Annotated in this window: 18 protein-coding genes; 11 read left to right on the forward strand and 7 right to left on the reverse strand. The window is 40.6% G+C overall.

The window, feature by feature from the left end:
* Positions 1-106: 106 nt before the first annotated feature.
* The 5 genes from QPX86_RS03065 (at position 107) to QPX86_RS03085 (ending at position 6,280) form a co-directional block, all read left to right on the forward strand.
* The gene (locus QPX86_RS03065) at positions 107-1,249 is read left to right on the forward strand and encodes an HDOD domain-containing protein (protein ID WP_285164114.1); all 1,143 of its coding nucleotides are present in this window, start codon (positions 107-109) and stop codon (positions 1,247-1,249) included.
* Positions 1,250-1,585: 336 nt separating this feature from the next.
* Positions 1,586-2,803 carry an aspartate aminotransferase family protein gene (locus QPX86_RS03070; protein ID WP_285164116.1) on the forward strand — a complete coding sequence of 406 codons (1,218 nt, stop codon included), beginning with the start codon at positions 1,586-1,588 and terminating at the stop codon, positions 2,801-2,803.
* A 120-nt stretch (positions 2,804-2,923) separates the two neighbouring features.
* A complete protein-coding gene (astA, locus tag QPX86_RS03075; RefSeq protein WP_285164119.1) occupies positions 2,924-3,943 on the forward strand; it encodes an arginine N-succinyltransferase in 1,020 nt (339 codons plus the stop codon).
* Positions 3,944-3,953: 10 nt separating this feature from the next.
* Entirely contained in the window at positions 3,954-5,414 is a 1,461-nt protein-coding gene (astD, locus tag QPX86_RS03080; RefSeq protein WP_220752220.1) for a succinylglutamate-semialdehyde dehydrogenase, read from the forward strand.
* Positions 5,415-5,479: 65 nt separating this feature from the next.
* Positions 5,480-6,280: a DUF1338 domain-containing protein gene (locus QPX86_RS03085; protein ID WP_220752221.1), complete on the forward strand. Its 801-nt coding sequence runs from the start codon at positions 5,480-5,482 to the stop codon at positions 6,278-6,280.
* Between the two features lie 161 nt (positions 6,281-6,441).
* Here QPX86_RS03085 and QPX86_RS03090 read toward each other — a convergent pair whose 3' ends face one another.
* The 4 genes from QPX86_RS03090 to crp form a co-directional block, all read right to left on the reverse strand.
* A complete protein-coding gene (locus QPX86_RS03090; protein ID WP_285164124.1) occupies positions 6,442-7,812 on the reverse strand; it encodes an ATP-binding protein in 1,371 nt (456 codons plus the stop codon).
* Positions 7,809-8,483, reverse strand: coding sequence for a response regulator (locus tag QPX86_RS03095; protein ID WP_102529218.1), 675 nt, complete (start codon positions 8,481-8,483; stop codon positions 7,809-7,811). Before QPX86_RS03095 ends, QPX86_RS03090 begins: the two co-directional genes overlap by 4 nt.
* Positions 8,464-8,808: a PepSY domain-containing protein gene (locus QPX86_RS03100; RefSeq protein WP_285164126.1), complete on the reverse strand. Its 345-nt coding sequence runs from the start codon at positions 8,806-8,808 to the stop codon at positions 8,464-8,466. Before QPX86_RS03100 ends, QPX86_RS03095 begins: the two co-directional genes overlap by 20 nt.
* A gap of 86 nt (positions 8,809-8,894) precedes the next feature.
* Positions 8,895-9,530 carry a cAMP-activated global transcriptional regulator CRP gene (crp, locus tag QPX86_RS03105; protein ID WP_055024942.1) on the reverse strand — a complete coding sequence of 212 codons (636 nt, stop codon included), beginning with the start codon at positions 9,528-9,530 and terminating at the stop codon, positions 8,895-8,897.
* Between the two features lie 376 nt (positions 9,531-9,906).
* On the opposite strand from crp, the gene QPX86_RS03110 reads away from it, so the two are divergent.
* Complete coding sequence (locus QPX86_RS03110; RefSeq protein WP_374758471.1) at positions 9,907-10,698, forward strand: tetratricopeptide repeat protein; 792 nt, start codon at positions 9,907-9,909, stop codon at positions 10,696-10,698.
* A gap of 250 nt (positions 10,699-10,948) precedes the next feature.
* Positions 10,949-11,368: a hypothetical protein gene (locus QPX86_RS03115; RefSeq protein ID WP_220752226.1), complete on the forward strand. Its 420-nt coding sequence runs from the start codon at positions 10,949-10,951 to the stop codon at positions 11,366-11,368.
* A 296-nt stretch (positions 11,369-11,664) separates the two neighbouring features.
* Here the strand turns inward: QPX86_RS03115 and QPX86_RS03120 are convergent, their stop codons facing one another.
* The 3 genes from QPX86_RS03120 to QPX86_RS03130 form a co-directional block, all read right to left on the reverse strand.
* Positions 11,665-12,540: a phosphoribulokinase gene (locus tag QPX86_RS03120; protein ID WP_220752228.1), complete on the reverse strand. Its 876-nt coding sequence runs from the start codon at positions 12,538-12,540 to the stop codon at positions 11,665-11,667.
* A gap of 155 nt (positions 12,541-12,695) precedes the next feature.
* The gene (locus QPX86_RS03125; protein WP_220752230.1) at positions 12,696-12,950 is read right to left on the reverse strand and encodes a YheU family protein; all 255 of its coding nucleotides are present in this window, start codon (positions 12,948-12,950) and stop codon (positions 12,696-12,698) included.
* A gap of 18 nt (positions 12,951-12,968) precedes the next feature.
* The gene (locus tag QPX86_RS03130; protein WP_285164130.1) at positions 12,969-13,931 is read right to left on the reverse strand and encodes a hydrolase; all 963 of its coding nucleotides are present in this window, start codon (positions 13,929-13,931) and stop codon (positions 12,969-12,971) included.
* A 154-nt stretch (positions 13,932-14,085) separates the two neighbouring features.
* Between QPX86_RS03130 and QPX86_RS03135 the strand changes: the two genes are divergently transcribed.
* The 4 genes from QPX86_RS03135 (at position 14,086) to QPX86_RS03150 (ending at position 17,948) form a co-directional block, all read left to right on the forward strand.
* Positions 14,086-14,586 (forward strand): TAT leader-containing periplasmic protein, encoded by a 501-nt coding sequence (locus QPX86_RS03135; RefSeq protein ID WP_220752233.1) that lies wholly within the window; start codon positions 14,086-14,088, stop codon positions 14,584-14,586.
* 41 nt (positions 14,587-14,627) lie between these two features.
* Positions 14,628-16,217 carry a GMC family oxidoreductase gene (locus QPX86_RS03140; RefSeq protein ID WP_285164131.1) on the forward strand — a complete coding sequence of 530 codons (1,590 nt, stop codon included), beginning with the start codon at positions 14,628-14,630 and terminating at the stop codon, positions 16,215-16,217.
* A 312-nt stretch (positions 16,218-16,529) separates the two neighbouring features.
* Positions 16,530-16,868 (forward strand): metalloregulator ArsR/SmtB family transcription factor, encoded by a 339-nt coding sequence (locus QPX86_RS03145; RefSeq protein ID WP_285164133.1) that lies wholly within the window; start codon positions 16,530-16,532, stop codon positions 16,866-16,868.
* A 63-nt stretch (positions 16,869-16,931) separates the two neighbouring features.
* Positions 16,932-17,948, forward strand: a complete 1,017-nt coding sequence (locus tag QPX86_RS03150) for an ArsJ-associated glyceraldehyde-3-phosphate dehydrogenase (RefSeq protein WP_220752239.1) — start codon at positions 16,932-16,934, stop codon at positions 17,946-17,948.
* The last annotated feature ends 36 nt before the right edge of the window (positions 17,949-17,984 follow it).

Genomic DNA, 17,984 nt, shown 5'->3' on the forward strand with positions numbered 1-17,984 from the left:
CCTTTTTTATCTATTTCTTTTTAGTTTAATACTATCAATTGTTACATAAATTGGCCGATATCCTTTATTATCAATAATAAATGTAACAGGGTTAGGGCGAATCGTAGTGGCAGTATCAGTAGCTGGTGGAGTTAGACCAGGTAAAGTCATAGAAGTTGAAAACCGCTTATATAAACAACTGATTGTTGGGAAGGAAAAACTAACCCAACAGTTTGATGATCGTGACAAACAACTCGAAGATGATGCGAATAAGTTAGAAGTTGAGCGCCAAGCGATTAAAGCGCGGATGGAAGAGCAAGCTAAAGCGCAACAGGTGCTTAAGCGGATTTCAGAGCAGCTAACTTTAACAGTTATGAACAGTTTAGAGCATCAATTGAGTTCCCTTAAACAAATGCTTGAACAATCCGGATTAACAGAGCCACAGGTTCTATTGCTCGATTTACTTTTGAACAAAGACCCTGATTTACGTCGTATCCGCCCTTTAGTCCAAAATATCTCTTGGTTGTATACCGACTTAGTTAATTTAATAAATAGTCCGGCATCAAGCCATAGAAGACCTCAACGTTCAGAAGTTAAGGTGACAGATATTAAGTTGGTACTCAATTATATTGGTATCGAAAACCTGCAAGCACTTGTGCCTTATTTTTGCTTGCGCAATTGGTTACCTGCTGGAAATGCTAATTTAGTGTGGACCACCAGAAAGTTATGGCGATATAGCATGATGACGGCTATAGCGGCAAAATCATTGGCAGTTTTACATGAAAAAGATGAAGCCCTGGTATATAGCGCTTCATTAATGAAACAGCTTGGTAGCGCAACCATATTGAATGCCAGCGCGCGCGAATTTGAAAAAACTTGGGGCTCTTGGCTTCGAGAAACAAGCGCGAAAGGGGATAAAAACCTTTATGACGCAGTGATGGCATCAGAATTTCCTGCCAATGAAGTGTTTGAAAAAGTGATGGCTCACGGTGAGCAATTAAACTGGCAAATGCTCGACTTACTTGAATTTGAAAACAGTAAGCTCACCAAACTATTAAAAGAGCTCGATTTCAACTATCACTTCAGTGAGTTTTCAGTGGAAAGCGCTATCGTGGCTAAAGCCAGTTGCTTTGTTAAAGTGCTTTTACTTGAAGAGTCTCGCCTAATCGAGCCACAAGAGAAGCGTCTGATGTTCGATTACTATGAATTTACCGAGCAAGAACTTATTAGGCTGAAAGCTCAAAACTATCGTAAGTTAGATCTAGTTTAACTATGGTTAGCTGTTCATCTCAGGCTTAATTATCTTGTGTAATTATGCACTTTTGCTGAATAGCTAACTATATTGAGCTCAAATAACTTTTTTTATGACTATTTATGCTGTGAATTAGCAATATAAGCACTTTGTATGCGCATTTTTCTCACTCTTTATTCACTAATCATTTAAGTAATGAATAGTTAACAGCTAAAAACTGGTATTTTGATCACATTTTAGCTAATAATGTCCTTCAAGTTAGACAAGCAACCGCTGCGATACTAAATCAAAATCAATACAGACAGCGGAATAGAGTGATTTTAAAATCACTTAATAACCAAAGGACGAAAAGTAATGAGCGTTGAAATGAACTTAACACGTGCCCAATTTGATGAAGTCATGGTGCCTAATTATGCGCCTGCAGCAGTAATTCCTGTTCGCGGTGAAGGTAGCCGAGTATGGGATCAACAAGGCAACGAGTTTATTGACTTTGCTGGTGGTATTGCGGTGAACTGTTTAGGTCATTGTCACCCAGCATTAGTTGGCGCGCTTAAAGAGCAGGGTGAAAAACTTTGGCATCTTTCAAATGTTATGACTAATGAACCAGCATTAGAGTTGGCTACAAAGTTAGTTAATGCAACATTTGCAGAACGTGTATATTTTGCAAACTCAGGTGCAGAAGCTAACGAAGCTGCACTAAAGCTTGCCCGTCGTTACGCACTTGAAAACCATGGCCCGCAAAAAGATCAAATCATTGCATTTGATAAAGCATTCCACGGCCGTACTTTCTTCACTGTAACTGTTGGTGGCCAAGCGGCTTACTCTGACGGTTTCGGCCCTAAACCACAAAGTGTTACTCATGTACCTTTTAACGATATTGCTGCATTAGAAGCAGTAATCTCAGACAACACATGCGCCATCATGCTTGAACCTCTTCAAGGGGAAGGCGGTATCATCAATGGTGATCCAGAATTCCTAAAAGCGGTACGTGCTTTAGCTGACAAGCATGACGCGTTAGTTATCTTCGATGAAGTACAAACAGGTGTTGGTCGTACTGGTGAGTTATTTGCTTATATGGGTGCAGATATCGTTCCTGATATTTTAACCAGCGCTAAAGCGTTAGGTGGTGGATTCCCAATTGCAGCAATGCTAACCACTGCAAAAATTGCAACACATTTAAAAATTGGTACTCACGGTTCTACATACGGTGGTAACCCTCTAGCTTGTGCTATTGGTAATGCTGTAATGGATGTGGTTAACACGCCAGAAGTACTTAATGGCGTTAAGCATCGTGAACAGTTATTCCGTGATGGTTTAGCTGCTATTAACGCAAAATATAATGTATTTGAAGAAGTACGTGGTCAAGGTATGTTACTTGGCGCAGTATTAAACGAGCAATACGCTGGTCGTAGCCGTGACTTCCTAGTTGCATCCGTTGCAGAAGGTTTAATGAGTCTGATTGCTGGTGCTAACGTTGTACGTTTTGCTCCTTCTCTTGTGATCCCAGAAGCTGATATCGCTGAAGGTTTAGCGCGTTTTGAACGTGCTGTAGCTAAAGTAGTAGCAGGTTAATTGATAAGATTGCGCAGCTATTATGGTTGCGCTTTTTTGTTTGGGTAACCAATTGAGTTAAGTGTTTGAACCTAGTGGGTTGAATGCTTGATTTTATATGGTGTTATTTAGGAGAGTTTGATGCTAATCATTCGACCAATTCGCGCCAGTGATTACGATGCTCTATACAAGGTAGCTGTTGAGTCTGGACATGGATTTACTTCCTTGCCAGTCAATGAAGAGCTATTGCGATCGAAAATCGCTCGTGCAGAAGCCTCTTTTTCCAAGCAAGTTGAAAAACCTTTCGATGAAGGTTATTTGATGGTGCTTGAAGATCTGAAAACCAATGAAGTTGTCGGTACCTGTGGTATTGAAGCGGCTGTTGGAATGGAAGATGCCTTTTATCATTACCGTTTAGGTACTGAAGTTTATCATTCAAAGCAAATCTCAGTTCGTAATGAAGTAGAAACTCTGACCCTGTGCCATGACTACACTGGCGCAGCAGAATTGTGCACTTTATTTTTGAACAAAGATTATCGCCGCGGTTATAACGGCCGCATGTTGTCACGTTCTCGCTTTTTGTTTTTAGCTCAACATGCACAACGTTTTGGCAGCACTGTTATTGCAGAAATGCGTGGTGTGAGTGATGAAAAGGGCGATTCGCCTTTTTATGAATGGTTACAAGATCATTTCCTCGGTATCGACTTTGTTGAAGCTGATTATTTATCAGGTCTTGGTAAAAAAGCTTTTATGGCTGAAATGATGCCGCGAAGCCCAATTCATGTTTGCCTACTGCCTAAAAAAGCGCAGAAGGTGATTGGTGAAGTTCATCGCAACACCAAACCAGCATTGAAACTGCTTCAAGCAGAAGGCTTTAAATTTAGAAATTACGTTGATATTTTTGACGGTGGTCCAACAGTTGAGTGTGCACTGAATGATATTCGTTCTGTTCAGCAAAGCAGAGAACTCACGGTGACTATCGGAAAAATGCCACATGCAGATCACCAGTACATTGTTGCCAATACATTGCTCGCGGATTACCGCGCGACAGCAGCAAAAATAAAGGTGTCAGATAAGCATGACAAAGTCACGCTAAGCCCAGAGTTGGCAGAAGCATTGAAAGTGGCAAATGGCGACAAAATTCGCGTACTAGAACTTTAGGACAGCACAAATGACACAATTTATTAAAGGCCAATGGTCTAATGGCGAAGGTCATGAAGTAACATCAGTTAATCCAGCTAACGGTGAGGTTATCTGGAGTGGTAAAACGGCTACTGCAGCACAGGTTAATACAGCAATAGATGCTGCTCGTGCAGCGCAGTTTGATTGGTTCATGTTGGGTTATGATGCTCGTTTAGCTATTGTTGAAGCTTACCGCAGTGAGCTTGAAGCAAACAAAGCTGAACTTGCTGAAGTGATTGCTCAAGAAACGGGTAAGCCGCAGTGGGAAACCGCTACTGAAGTTGGTGCAATGATTGGTAAAATCGGACTATCTGCTGCTGCTCACGATAAGCGTACTGGTACTGAAACTAACGATATTCCGGCTGGGCGTGCGGTATTACGTCATAAGCCACATGGTGTTGTTGCTGTATTTGGCCCTTATAACTTCCCAGGTCATTTGCCTAATGGTCATATTGTTCCTGCACTGCTTGCGGGTAACACGGTTGTATTTAAGCCATCAGAGTTGACCCCAAAAGTTGCCGAAGAAATGCTAAAACTTTGGGATAAAGCTGGTTTACCACAAGGGGTAATTAACCTTGTTCAAGGCGAACTAGAAACGGGTAAGGCGCTGGCTTCTCATCCGCAAATTGATGGTTTGTTTTTTACTGGTAGTTCTCGTACTGGTCATTTGCTGCATCAACAATATGCAGGGCACCCAGGTAAAATCTTAGCGCTTGAAATGGGTGGTAATAACCCATTAATCATTAAAGATGTTAAAGATACAAAAGCGGCTGTTCACGACATTATTCAGTCGGCATATATTTCTTCTGGTCAACGTTGTACTTGTGCTCGTCGTCTTTATATCGAACAAGGCGCTGCTGGTGATGCTTTAATTGAGCAGTTAATTGCTGCGATTAAGCAAATTAAAGTAGGAAGCTGGAATGCCCAGCCACAGCCATTTATGGGCTCCATGATTTCAGAAGGCGCTGCGAAAGGCATGGTTGCAGCTCAAGCTGAGCTACAAGCCCTTGGCGGACAATCTTTAGTTGAGTTAACTCATGTTGAAGCGGGAACAGGCCTAGTTTCTCCTGGGTTAATTGATGTAACTGAAATTGCAGAATTGCCAGATGAAGAATACTTTGGCCCATTGCTACAGCTAGTTAGATATCAAGAGTTTGATCAAGCCATTGATATGGCCAATAACACTCGTTATGGCTTGTCTGCTGGTATTTTAGCCGATAGTCGTGAAGATTATGATTACTTCTTAGCACGTATTCGCGCCGGTATTGTTAACTGGAATAAGCAGATTACTGGTGCTTCTGGTTCAGCGCCGTTTGGTGGTGTTGGCGCTTCAGGTAATCATCGCGCAAGTGCATTCTATGCTGCTGATTACTGTGCTTATCCTGTTGCTTCTGTTGAAGCTGACAGTGTGAGTTTACCAGCTAACTTAAGCCCAGGGCTTTCAATCTAACATAACCATGACTCTGCAAAGGCAATGACTCAGTCATTGCCTTTTTTATAAAGAAGGATTTTATTATGCATACCGACGTAAATGCTTTATTTGCTGCTTTATGGCAAGACTACATCAATATGACACCATCAGCAGACAGCATACATCAGTTACTTAGCAAAGGTGAGCCGATCATAAACGATCATATTGCTTTGAGAACGTTCAATATTGCTAAAGTGAACTTGTCAGTGTTAGCTGAACATTTTGAATCTATTGGTTATGTGGCTTGTGGTGATTACAACTTTGAACAAAAGAAGCTCATTGCAAAACACTTTGAGCATCCTGATGCGAATCAACCTAAAGTGTTTATTTCTGAATTGTTAGTTGAAGAGTTTAGTGCAGAAGCTCAAGCTATTATCCATGGTTTGATTGAGCAAGTTGAAGTTGCTGCTACGAAAGCGGATAACTTCCTCTATTCAGGCCGTCACTGGAACGTAAACCTAGCGGACTATAAAACGTTGTTAGCTGAAAGTGAATATGCTGCTTGGGTTGCCGCTATTGGTTATCGTGCCAACCACTTCACTGTTTCGATTAATGCCTTGCCTGAATTTGAGCAAATTGAAGCGGTAAATGATGCCCTAAAAGGCGCTGGCTTTAAATTGAATACCTCGGGCGGTGAAGTGAAAGGGTCTGCTGAAGTGTTACTTGAGCAGTCTTCAACAATGGCTGACAGAATGATGGTGAGCTTTGAAGATGGTGAATTAGAAATCCCGACTTGCTTCTATGAGTTTGCTCGTCGTTATCCAATGGCTGATGGCAATTTGTATACCGGTTTTGTTGCTGCTTCTGCCGATAAGATTTTTGAAAGCACCAACGCGGCTGGCTAAATCAAGTTGATAGGGCTTCGGTATTACTGGTGTTCCATTAACGTTAAAAGTACTAGTCAGCTTTATTAAAGTTAAAGCCACCTAATGTGATGATCAAAAAAACCTGAACAACTCATGATATATGAGTTGTTCAGGTTTTTTTAGTTTGAAGTCGCTCTAGATTAGCTAACTACGTTAGTTTTTACTTTGGGATTAGTAAATTCAATCGTCACTCTAAGGCCGTCTAAGCGTTCAGAACGGTTAAATCTCAAATTGTAACCATACTGCTCAATAATCTCTTTTACGATGGATAAGCCAAGCCCATGGCCTACTACAGCCTCATCTAATCGTTTTCCTCGGTTTGTTAACTGGCTGAGTTGATCATCATTTACACCAGGGCCGTCATCTTCGATAGTGAGATTGAGTGTTTGGCGATGACTAATATCAGACACGTTGATACCGACATAAATGCTCGATTCAGCCCATTTATAAGCGTTATCAAGTAAGTTACCAAATAATTCCATACCATCTTCTCGATGAATGGGCAGACGGCTGATATCAGCAAGAATGTTCACTGCACAGTCAATCCGCTTATGATGATGTACCTTGTCCAAGGTACTGATGAGTGCTTCAAAGTCTCTCGGAATGACCATTTGTGCCGCTGGGAGCATGTCGCCAGTAATTCTTGCTGCTGCGAGTTTTCGTTCAATCATATTACGGATTTGGTCGAGCTGCTGTTGCATCGCTTCGGCGGTTTCAGGGTTTGATAACCCTAATACTTCAACTTGTTGCTGCATGACTGCAAGTGGAGTTTTTAAGCCATGACTTAAATTGCCGAGATTATTGCGGCTTCGCTCAATTTGATTGGCTGTATAATCTAATAACTCGTTATAGGTTTCTGCTAAGGGTTTTATTTCTACTGGAATTTGATTAATTTCCAGAGAGTTAATTTCACCTTGTCGCAGTTTGGCCAAAGAGTCTTGAATAGACTTAACTGGTTTAAATGATTGTCTGATGATGATAAAAATACCGCAAATCATTGCCAGTAACATGGCAATATTTATTGCTAGTTTAGTGCCAAACACCTCGCTGAACACTCGCCTACCAATACTCAAATCTTGTGCAACGGTTAGGGTTGCGATTTTTTCACCGCTAGTGGAACCTATACCTATGGATAATAACTGCATGTCATTATTTTTAGGCCCTTTAGCTTGCCACACACGAGTTTGGTTTTGCTGAAGTAGTTCAATATCGAGTTGGACATCCCAGAGGGAGCGAGAGCGAATAACTTGGCTTTCGGAGTTAAATTGAAAGTAGCGCCCGGAATATGCGGGTTTATAAAAGCTTGAAAGCTCATTCTGGTCGATGATGATTTCACCAGCATTAATATGACTGGCCAAAATGATGTGCTCTAAATCTTCTTCAAGGCGATTAATAATGGAGTCGTGAAAGGCTTGACGCAGCATGGACTCAAACAATATGAGCCCAATGACGGTCGCAATAATAATGAGCGCACTAAGCCATAAGCTTAGTTTACTGCGGATTGATATCATTCCACTATGCCGTGAAAGATATATCCTTGACCACGACGAGTTTCAATAGCCGTTTTACCGAGCTTCTTACGTAAATGAGTAACGTAAACTTCAACGACATTTGACTCTTTTTCATCATCAAATTGGTAAAGCTTGTCAGTCAGTTGGGCTTTTGAGAGTAACTTTTTAGGCGACATTAGGAAGATTTTCAATAATCTGAATTCCATTGCCGTGAGCTCAAAATGGTTTTCACCAATATGTACTCTTTGTTCAGCTTCATCTAACGTAATACCACCATAGCTCAATTGCTTCGAAGAGGTATTTAACCGGCCATGAGCACGGTGTATAAGGGCTTGAACTCGGGCTAATAACTCTTGGGCGTGGAAAGGTTTGCCAAGGTAGTCATCAGCGCCAGCATTGAAACCTTCAACTTTCTCATGCCACTGGCTACGAGCTGTCAGCATGATAACCGGTGTATCAATGCCTTTTTCACGCCAAGATTGTACTAGCGTTAAGCCATTACCATCAGGCAAGCCAATGTCTAAAATAACACAGTCGTATTGGGTTTCTTTAATCAGATAGTCTGCTTCAACAGCTTTATCAGTCACGTCGGTGACGTAGCCTGCTTGTTTAAGTTGTTTTTCAAGTTCAGCAACTAAAAGGGTATTATCTTCAACGAGTAACAGTTTCATTTATTCGGCATTCACTTGGTAGTTGGTCAATAGACTCTGGCATTCCATTTGTTGCATCGATATTTAAATGGACAACATGCCCTTTTTTTAACTTCAATTGTAAATCATAACGCCATTTATCATCCTCTTGATAGAGGCTGGCATCAATTAATTCACCATGACAGTATTGTGCAAGTAAAGTAAGGGAATAATCAAGTGACCGAATGCTACCAGATGTGACCAAGCGCTGAACTTCATCATGTTGAAGCTCGTTTGTTATTGCATTTGATACTGGAGTCAGAGTAAATGCAAATAAACTGAAACAAAACGATGGCAGCAGCCTCATTGGAACGACTCCCATAAAAAAAGTGATAATTAGATTGACTAATTATCACTTTAATTAATTACTCTTAAATCAAGCTGAAGCTTAACTTAACGCGTTCCATATACGACTATAGTTTTACCGTGTGCTTGAATAAGGTTCTGTTCTTCAAGCATTTTTAAAATACGGCCAACGGTTTCACGCGAACAACCTACAATCTGACCAATCTCTTGACGAGTGATCTTAATTTGCATGCCATCAGGGTGAGTCATTGCATCAGGCTGTTTTGCTAGATGTAATAATGTTTGCGCAATTCTTCCAGCAACGTCTAAGAATGCTAAATCACCTACTTTTTGGCTAGTGCTTTGCAAGCGGTAAGCCATTTGAGCAGTAAGCTTCATTAGGATTTCAGGGTTAACCTGAATCAGTTGCTTGAATTTTTTGTAAGAAATTTCTGCAATTTCACATGGTTGTTTTGCTCGAACCCAAGCAGTACGTTCTGCTTGCTCTTCGAATAAACCAAGTTCACCGATGAAATCACCTTGATTAAGGTAAGAAAGGATCATCTCTTTACCTTCTTCATCTTTAATCAATACAGCGACTGAACCCTTTACTATGTAGTAAAGCGTATCAGACTCTTCACCTGCATGTATCAAGGTGCTTTTCGCTGGGTATTTATGGATGTGACAGTGTGAAAGAAACCACTCCAAAGTTGGATCAGGTTTAGGCTTGCCAATCAGAGCCATGTTTATTTCCTCGATTGATAAAATGAAAGTAAGGACTATCTAATAAAGTAATTGTACTTGACTTGTAGCAGCAAAACCTTGATGAAGATCGAGTTTAACATTATGAAAAATGCTACAAAGGCACTATTAACTTATTAAATTAAAGATTTATTTTTGCTACTTTAGGTAACTATGTCAATCTAATTTAGTGGCTGTTAAATTATTTGGCAAGTACTTAAGCTACTAAAAAATACATATTTTGTGTGTTTTTTGTGCTTTAGATGGGTTAATTTACATTAATTTGCAGATTTAAACTGGTTTCAATTATTGTAAAAGGGCCAATTGATAGTTATTGTTAATTCGATTATCAAAGTGAAGTAAAGTCGTAGGGGTTGATTTGAAATATTCTCAAAAGCTATTAAATGTAGGGCTTGCATGCTCATTATTTATGCTTGGTAGTGCTACTCAGCCTGCTCATGCTTTTTCTATCCCTGCCTCAGTAGAATCTCAAGCAGAATCCAAACTGGTTCATATTCAGTTAAGAGCCGCTGATGGCAATGCTGATGCCCAGTTTTTATTAGGGTTAATGAATTTGGCTGGTAGATTTGTCGAACAAGATACTGAACAAGGCCTTTATTGGGTCGAACAAGCTGCACTGCAAGATCATATTAAAGCCCAGCAAACCATTGCAGACTTATCATTCGAGGGTAAGTTATTACCAAGAAACTTAGAAGTTGCTGAGCAGTGGTATCAAACCTTGGCTCAGCATGGTGACCAACGGGCACATTTTCGTTTAGGTTTTATTTATTCAGCTGGTGGCGATGGTGTTGAGCGTAATTGTGGCAAGGCATTAGAGCAGTTCAACCAAGTAGGTGACACTATTGCACTAGGTAATGTGGCTTGGATTTTAGCCACTTGCCCAGAAGCACAGTATCGAGATGGTTCAAGAGCTGTAGAGTTAGCGTTAAAATTACTTGAGCGTGATTCTAATGACCCTACCAATTTAGACAACCTAGCGGCTGGTTATGCCGAAATGGGTGAGTTTGAATTAGCTGTTGATACGCAGCAAAAAGCGATTGAGGCACTGAAGCAAGATCCTGAAGTTGCCCTCAGTGACGAATTTAATATGCGTCTTGAACAATACCGTCAAGGTCAAGCATATCGTGAAATTATTCCGTTAATGAATTAAGCGTAAGTTTGATCTTATTAGCTAATATTAATTGGCTACTTAGTATTAATCATCAAACGGCCACTTGGCCGTTTTTTGCTTTTGTAACCGCAATAACCTTTCTATTTATCTAACCCAAATTCAGCTTATCTATATTATTTCTTAACAGATTTTCCCGATCACGCATTTGTTGCCTATGCTTGATAGAGATTAAGGATGAACTCTACACCGAATTTATGCTTGTGGTTCATTTCGCTTATAAGGGTATAGGATGAATCAAAGACTAAAACTATATCAACTAACCGTTATCTTCAGCTTATTATTTTCGCTTATGGGCTTTTCGTACAATGTGTGGCGGATGGAAATTACCGAACATAATAGTAATGTGAGAACGGCCTGTTTTGAAATGCTATTGGAGTTGGCGCAGCTGCAACAATTGGTTTATACCGCTCACTATGATCAAGACCTAAAACTAGGCAGTCCAAGAGTCGGATGGGTGAAGGTCGGCTTGATTGAGGACTTAAGTAGTTTGACAGGAGTATCTGTTATTAAGTCGTCAAAGCAATTAACTCAAGTGTGGTCAAATCAGTGGCAAGATATGGCTGAAAATGAAATAGCTGCAAATGAAATTATAGAACAGGTGGATATCGTTCGGGCTGATATAAAGCTGTTGTTAGTATCACTCAACTAGCGGTGAGTGAACTTAACGATGTTAAGCTTGATTTACAACGTTTTAAATTGCTAAGGGGATTAAAAAGGGGTTTGCTGATATGCCCAAGTGCGCTAACAGATAAAGATGGGGGAATTAACACCCATGAGCACATCAACTATCGTTCTTTCGCCTGAAGTCCCGATAACGAGAATGATATAGGCCATGGCTTAAACCAAGCTTAAACAGTAACAACTTATTTACCGTAAATATGCACCTCGTTCTAATGCTGATAATAGCGCTCTTTTCTGTCCTAATACATAAGCATAATCATTTATTTAGGCGTTTTCCGCGGCTTTTTTATGCATGAGTTCTTTAATTAATGGGGTTAAGATTAACTCCATTGCTAATGACATCTTTCCGCCAGGAACCACTAAGGTGTTTACTCGGGACATGAATGAACCTTCAATCATGCTGAGGTAATACGGGAAGTCGACATTATTAATGTCGCGAAAACGAATAACAACGAAGCTTTCATCTAGACTAGGAATATCTTTGGCGCTAAATGGGTTAGAAGTATCAACTGTCGGTACGCGCTGGAAGTTAATGTGCGTTCGCGAAAATTGCGGCGTCATATGTTTAATATAATCATCCATACTACGAACAATTGAGCCCATCACCTTTTCGCGGCTATGGCCTCTATCGGAAGTATCTCGAATGATCTTTTGAATCCATTCTAAATTGACAATCGGTACCATGCCAATAAGCAAATCAACATGCTTAGCGACATTAGCATCTTCGGTGACAACGCCGCCATGCAAACCTTCATAATAAAGCATATCGGTGTTTTCTGGCAGTGGGTGCCATTGGGTAAAAGTCCCAGGCATTTGGTTAAATGGCACTGCTTCATCAAAGGTATGTAAATAGCTGCGGGTTTGGCCCTGGCCTGTGTCTGAGTAACTTTGAAAGCACTCTTCAAGTTTGACAAAGTTATTGGCCTCTGGGCCAAAATAGCTAATATTACGATTTTCAGCTTGAGACTTACGGATCAAAACTTCCATTTCTGCACGGGTGAAGTTGTGAAAACTATCACCTTCGATAAAGGCAGCATTGATGCCGAGTTGACGAAAGATATGAGTAAATGCAGTTGTCGTTGTTGTTGTGCCAGCTCCAGAGGAACCAGTAACAGCAATTATGGGATGTTTTGTTGACATTTATCCTACCTAGATCAAACGTGAAAATTAGCTAAATAACTGAGACAGTTCAGTGTTTTATCGTTCTGCTCATCGTTAACACTTTCATGATTAAACTTGAAGAAAAACAGACTCTATTTATACGGGGTGAATCGATTGAGGTCAATCTTACAATGTTAATCGGCCTCTACCGTCGGGTAAATGATTTGATCTTTATGTCTTATAGCAATTGATTCGTCTTCCTCGCTGAATTCAACTTTGAGTTCACCTTGTTTGAGAGATTGTTTACATTTCTCAATAGCTGCTTCAATCTGATGATCGTCTAATTGGCCAAAGGAGCCGTCTTCTACCTGAGTTAATAAGTACTCTTTAATCAGGTTGTTGAGGGTTTCTTGTGGCAATTGCAGCAGTGCTTCGTATGGAATTAGCATAAATTAACTCTTAATAACTTAACTTTTAATAAATTGAATGATGCGGGATTCTAGGTAAAAAGTTGGTTTCCAAGGTACGCCACCTGAGATAAAGCCTACATGCCCACCATTTTTATGAAGCTCATATTGAACATGTTCAGATAATTCTGCGTTCGACGGGATAACTGCATCAGTCATAAAGGGATCGTCCTGAGCATGAATGACTAATGTCGACTTCTTTACATGCTTTAAAAATGGTTTACCACTTGCCCGTGTATAGTAATCAAAAACATCACTAAATCCATGCAGCGGGGCTGTTACTTTATCATCAAATAGATGAAAGGTTGTTAAGTTATCAATTTCTTTGGCAGTAACAGGCATGTCGCTCTTTAATTGCGCTTCAGCCACTTTTGCCTGCATTTTACCTTGTAGCTGTTTAATTAAATGCTGTTGATACACGGTTGAGAAGCCGTTTTCTAACTTTTTAGCGCAAGCAGCTAGACATAACGGCGCAGACACGATTATGGTTTTTTCTAACAGGCTGTTGCTTCCTTGTTCACCTTGATATTTAGCTAAGACATTACCGCCGAGACTATAACCAACTGCATATAATGGTGAATCGAGATATTGTTGCTTTAACTGGGTGAGGGTGAAGTGGATATCTTGGGTATCGCCGCTATGATAACTACGTGCTAGTCGATTAGGTTCGCCAGAGCAACTACGATGATGATGTACCACAGCGCATAGGTTATTATCTTTGGCAGTTTGTAGCATTCTACGAACATAGTGAGAGTCACTGCTACCTTCAAGACCATGCAAAATGACTAGAATCGCTTGACCGTTAATTGCTTCTCCTACCCAATCTAAATCAATGAAATCACCATCAGGTAGCTCTTGTCGCTGTCTAGAAACTGCTGGTTTGTCCACTTTGAAAAATACGGGTAAAATCGTTTGAATATGGGCACTTGCAGCCCACCATGGTGGAGAGAAAAGCTTTTTCATATGGGTATTTTATATGCAATAGTTTGTTAATATTCAAACGTATGTTTAAATGTTGGTTGAGTTCACTTTACCATAGATGCTTTTATGGCAACAAATGTGGCATTTTGAGTTTTGCTTTGCACTAACGGAAATCAATAATAGAAAAGGGATAACAATGAAAAGAAGAACCTTTTTAACCGGTGCGTTTACTGGTACAGCTGCGCTCGCATTAGGGGTGAGTTTATATACCCCTGAAGTGACTGACAGTCCTGATGATACCCACCGTCTATTATTTGGTGTGCTAATACCCGTTTTTATGGATGGTGCGCTACCTGAGGTTGCTAACTACCGTGAAGCATTTCTTAATAGAACCATAAATGCGATCAATCAAACCATCAGTGTATTGCCTGAGCACCAAAAGCAAGAGTTAGAGCAATTACTGACGATGCTTGAGTCAAGGTTTGGCTTGCTGATCCTCACCAGTAGTATTACACCGCTGATGTTAAGAACGCCTGAGCAGTTAAATGAAATGTTAGAACATTGGCGACATCATTTTCTTGAGATGATGCAAACTGCGTATATAGGTCTGCGAGAACTCATCATATCTAGTTATTACGCTTGCCCCGAGCATTGGGGACGCCTTCATTACGCTAAGCCTACTTTTTTAGATGCCTAAGCTGTTTGTATTTTCAAAAAATATTAATTCTGGAGTAACAAATGGCTGCAAATATCATTGATCCGATTACCACTGGTTTAGCTGCGGGTTGGCAGCACATAGATGCTAATCAACTCACTGAGAATCAACACTTTGAAGCTGATGTAGTGATAGTTGGCACAGGGGCTGGCGGCGGCACAGCTGCTGAAATCCTCACTGAAGCTGGACTCAGTGTCATTATGGTTGAAGGTGGACCATTGAAATCTTCTAGTGACTTTAATATGGAAGAACGAAAAGCTTATCCTGATTTATACCAACAAGCTGCAGCAATGAAAACTTCAGATAAAGGTATTGGCATATTTCAAGGTAGAAGTGTTGGTGGGTCAACGACTGTTAACTGGACGACTTCAATCAGAACGCCAAGTAACGCATTAGATTTTTGGGAAAAAGAAAAGTCTGTAACAGGACTATCTGCCGAGTCATTAAAGCCTTGGTTTGAAAAAATGGAAACCAGACTTAACATTAGTGAATGGCAGTTTCAGCCTAATTTGAATAATGCCGCTTTAAAGGAAGGCTGTGAGAAACTGGGTTGGGATTACACTGTCATTAAGCGCAATGTGAAAGGCTGTTGGAATACTGGCTACTGCGGTATGGGGTGCCCGGTAAATGCTAAACAGTCAATGTTAGTGACCACAATCCCCAGTGCGTTAGAGCAAGGTGCAACCTTAATCTCGAATGCCAAAGTGATTGATTTAAAACATAAAGGGGATAAAGTTGCAGGCCTGTCGGCTAAAGCGCAATCGAGCAGCTCAAGCGCAGCTACACTGACTTTCAGCGCTAAACACTACATTTTAAGCGCTGGTGCAATTCATACGCCGACTATTTTAATGCGCGCTAACACGCCTGATCCACATAAACTACTCGGTAAGACTTTTTTACATCCTACCCTACTGTCAGGCAGTATTTTTGATAAACAAATTGATGGTCATAGCGGCGCGCCGCAATCGATATACTCAGATGAGTTCGTGTGGCGAGATGGTGCAGCGGGCGAGATGGGTTATAAGCTTGAAGTGCCGCCAATTCATCCAGTGCTGATTGCTTCGAAAACCATAGGTTACGGCCGAAGTAATGCAGAGTTAATGAGCCATTTTAATAACCTGCAAGTGATGATAGCGCTAGTCAGAGACGGCTACTCAAACCAAAGCCCTGGTGGTCAAGTTAGGCTCACTGATAAAGGGTTTTCGCTCGATTATCCACTGGAACAACCTTTTTGGGATACTGCAAGACGTGCTTTTGCCACTATGGCTGAATTGCAATTTGCTGCTGGTGCTAAAAAAGTGTTGCCAATTAACGATGGTGTTGAGATGCAGCTTAACTGGGCGCAAGCTAAAGAAACGATTAATACTATGGATATTGGTCTACTTAAAACCATTGTTGCCTCAGCACATGTCATGGGCGGTTGTGCAATGGGTGAAGATAGAGCGCTGTCGATGATCAACAGTGAAGGTCAATCTCATTATTTTGAAAACTTATCAGTGATGGATGGCTCTATGTTTCCAACCAGCCTAGGTGCTAATCCACAATTATCTATTTATGGCATAGTCGCAAGAAATGCGACCTTACTTGCTGAACGTTTAACTGCTAAAACTTAGTAATAAAAATAGCTGAAAATGTAACTAAGCTAAACTTTATAAACCGACTGTAACCAGTCGGTTTTTTGCTATTAGAAACCAGACAAAAATCACTCAGTTTTATGACATTTTTATTAAATATGAGCTTTTATGTATATATGTAATTGCATATATTCATTTTTGCGTATATCTTTGTCGCATATCTTTTCATTGCATAATGTCGTCACCGTTTTTTATTATTCTGAGCGTTCTTAGTCAGTGATATATCAATGCTGCACTATTTAAATCAGGCTAATGAATCAAAAGAACGGTGGGGGATTAAAGAGGTTACCCATGAAAGCCTGCGTGTTCTTTAAATGTTTAGCTGATGAGACTCGATTAAAGAGTTTAATTCTAATCTCGCTCAATAAAGAGTTGTGTGTTTGTGAGTTAATGGCGGCACTTGATGATAGCCAGCCAAAGGTGTCACGACACTTAGCTTTGTTGCGCAGAGAAGGCCTATTAACCGACAGAAGGCACGGGCAATGGGTGTTTTACCGTCTTAATGACACGTTACCACAGTGGGCTAAAGACGTTGTCAGTCAGACTGCATTTGGCAATAAGTTATTTATTGAACCTTATGTAAAGCGACTAGCTGACATGGTCAACAGACCCAACTGTAATAGATGCTAGATGCTAGATGCTTAAAAGAAATCAATTTATTTAAAATGCAAATACCAAGACAAAGGTTGAGTTATGACAATTAAAGTAGGAATTAACGGTTTTGGCCGTATGGGACGTTTATCTTTTCGTGCAGCATTTGATTGGGATGATGTCGAATTTGTACATATCAATGATCCTGCAGGTGACGCTACTACACTCGCTCACTTAGTTAATTTTGACTCAGTTCATGGACGCTGGGCACATGAAGCCGTTGCTACTGACAATATCATTGAAGTGAATGGTCATAAGATTGTTTGTACTGCCAACAAATCGATTGCCGATACTGATTGGTCTGGTTGTGATGTGGTGATTGAAGCCTCAGGTAAGATGAAAACCAAGGCAAAGCTACAAGCTTATTTAGATCAAGGCGTGAAACGTGTTGTTGTTACTGCACCAGTTAAAGAAGATGGCGTGTTAAATGTGGTTATGGGCGTGAATCATCAAGATTATGATAAAGCTATTCACCCAATTATTACCGCAGCATCTTGTACTACCAACTGTTTAGCGCCAGTCGTTAAAGTGATTCACGAATCATTAGGTATTGTTCATGGTTCAATGACAACCATTCACGATATCACTAATACCCAGACTATTCTCGATGCGCCCCATAAAGACTTACGCCGCGCTCGGGCTTGTGGTATGAGCTTAATTCCAACGACAACAGGTTCTGCGACCGCCATTACCCATATTTTTCCAGAGCTTAAAGGTCGCTTAAATGGTCACGCTATCCGTGTTCCGCTAGCGAATGCTTCAATTACTGATTGTGTATTTGAAGTAAGTCGTGAAACCACGGAAGCTGAAGTGAACCAATTACTCAGCGAGGCTGCTGCAGGCGATCTAGATGGTGTACTTGGTTTTGAAACCAGACCTTTAGTGTCTATTGATTATAAAACTGATCCACGCTCAGGTGTGATTGATGCTCCATCGACCATGGTTGTAAATGGCACTCAAGTGAAGCTGTACGTATGGTATGACAATGAGTGGGGTTATGCCAATCGCACCGCTGAACTCATGCGTTTAGTAGGCTTACAAGATAAAGCAGACGCTTAATCATTGAGTTAAATTCATTAAATCAGTATGTGCTGA

It is taken from the genome of Shewanella goraebulensis (assembly GCF_030252245.1).
Classification (GTDB): Bacteria; Pseudomonadota; Gammaproteobacteria; order Enterobacterales; family Shewanellaceae; genus Shewanella; species Shewanella goraebulensis.

Excerpts from the sequence above, each read along its gene's own strand:
- QPX86_RS03070 (WP_285164116.1), top strand. The coding sequence starts at position 1,586 with ATGAGCGTTGAAATGAACTTAACACGTGCCCAATTTGATGAAGTCATG.
- astA (WP_285164119.1), top strand. The coding sequence starts at position 2,924 with ATGCTAATCATTCGACCAATTCGCGCCAGTGATTACGATGCTCTATAC.
- astD (WP_220752220.1), top strand. The coding sequence starts at position 3,954 with ATGACACAATTTATTAAAGGCCAATGGTCTAATGGCGAAGGTCATGAA.
- QPX86_RS03085 (WP_220752221.1), top strand. The coding sequence starts at position 5,480 with ATGCATACCGACGTAAATGCTTTATTTGCTGCTTTATGGCAAGACTAC.
- QPX86_RS03090 (WP_285164124.1), bottom strand. The coding sequence starts at position 7,812 with ATGATATCAATCCGCAGTAAACTAAGCTTATGGCTTAGTGCGCTCATT.
- QPX86_RS03095 (WP_102529218.1), bottom strand. The coding sequence starts at position 8,483 with ATGAAACTGTTACTCGTTGAAGATAATACCCTTTTAGTTGCTGAACTT.
- QPX86_RS03100 (WP_285164126.1), bottom strand. The coding sequence starts at position 8,808 with ATGAGGCTGCTGCCATCGTTTTGTTTCAGTTTATTTGCATTTACTCTG.
- crp (WP_055024942.1), bottom strand. The coding sequence starts at position 9,530 with ATGGCTCTGATTGGCAAGCCTAAACCTGATCCAACTTTGGAGTGGTTT.
- QPX86_RS03115 (WP_220752226.1), top strand. The coding sequence starts at position 10,949 with ATGAATCAAAGACTAAAACTATATCAACTAACCGTTATCTTCAGCTTA.
- QPX86_RS03120 (WP_220752228.1), bottom strand. The coding sequence starts at position 12,540 with ATGTCAACAAAACATCCCATAATTGCTGTTACTGGTTCCTCTGGAGCT.
- QPX86_RS03125 (WP_220752230.1), bottom strand. The coding sequence starts at position 12,950 with ATGCTAATTCCATACGAAGCACTGCTGCAATTGCCACAAGAAACCCTC.
- QPX86_RS03130 (WP_285164130.1), bottom strand. The coding sequence starts at position 13,931 with ATGAAAAAGCTTTTCTCTCCACCATGGTGGGCTGCAAGTGCCCATATT.
- QPX86_RS03135 (WP_220752233.1), top strand. The coding sequence starts at position 14,086 with ATGAAAAGAAGAACCTTTTTAACCGGTGCGTTTACTGGTACAGCTGCG.
- QPX86_RS03140 (WP_285164131.1), top strand. The coding sequence starts at position 14,628 with ATGGCTGCAAATATCATTGATCCGATTACCACTGGTTTAGCTGCGGGT.
- QPX86_RS03145 (WP_285164133.1), top strand. The coding sequence starts at position 16,530 with ATGAAAGCCTGCGTGTTCTTTAAATGTTTAGCTGATGAGACTCGATTA.
- QPX86_RS03150 (WP_220752239.1), top strand. The coding sequence starts at position 16,932 with ATGACAATTAAAGTAGGAATTAACGGTTTTGGCCGTATGGGACGTTTA.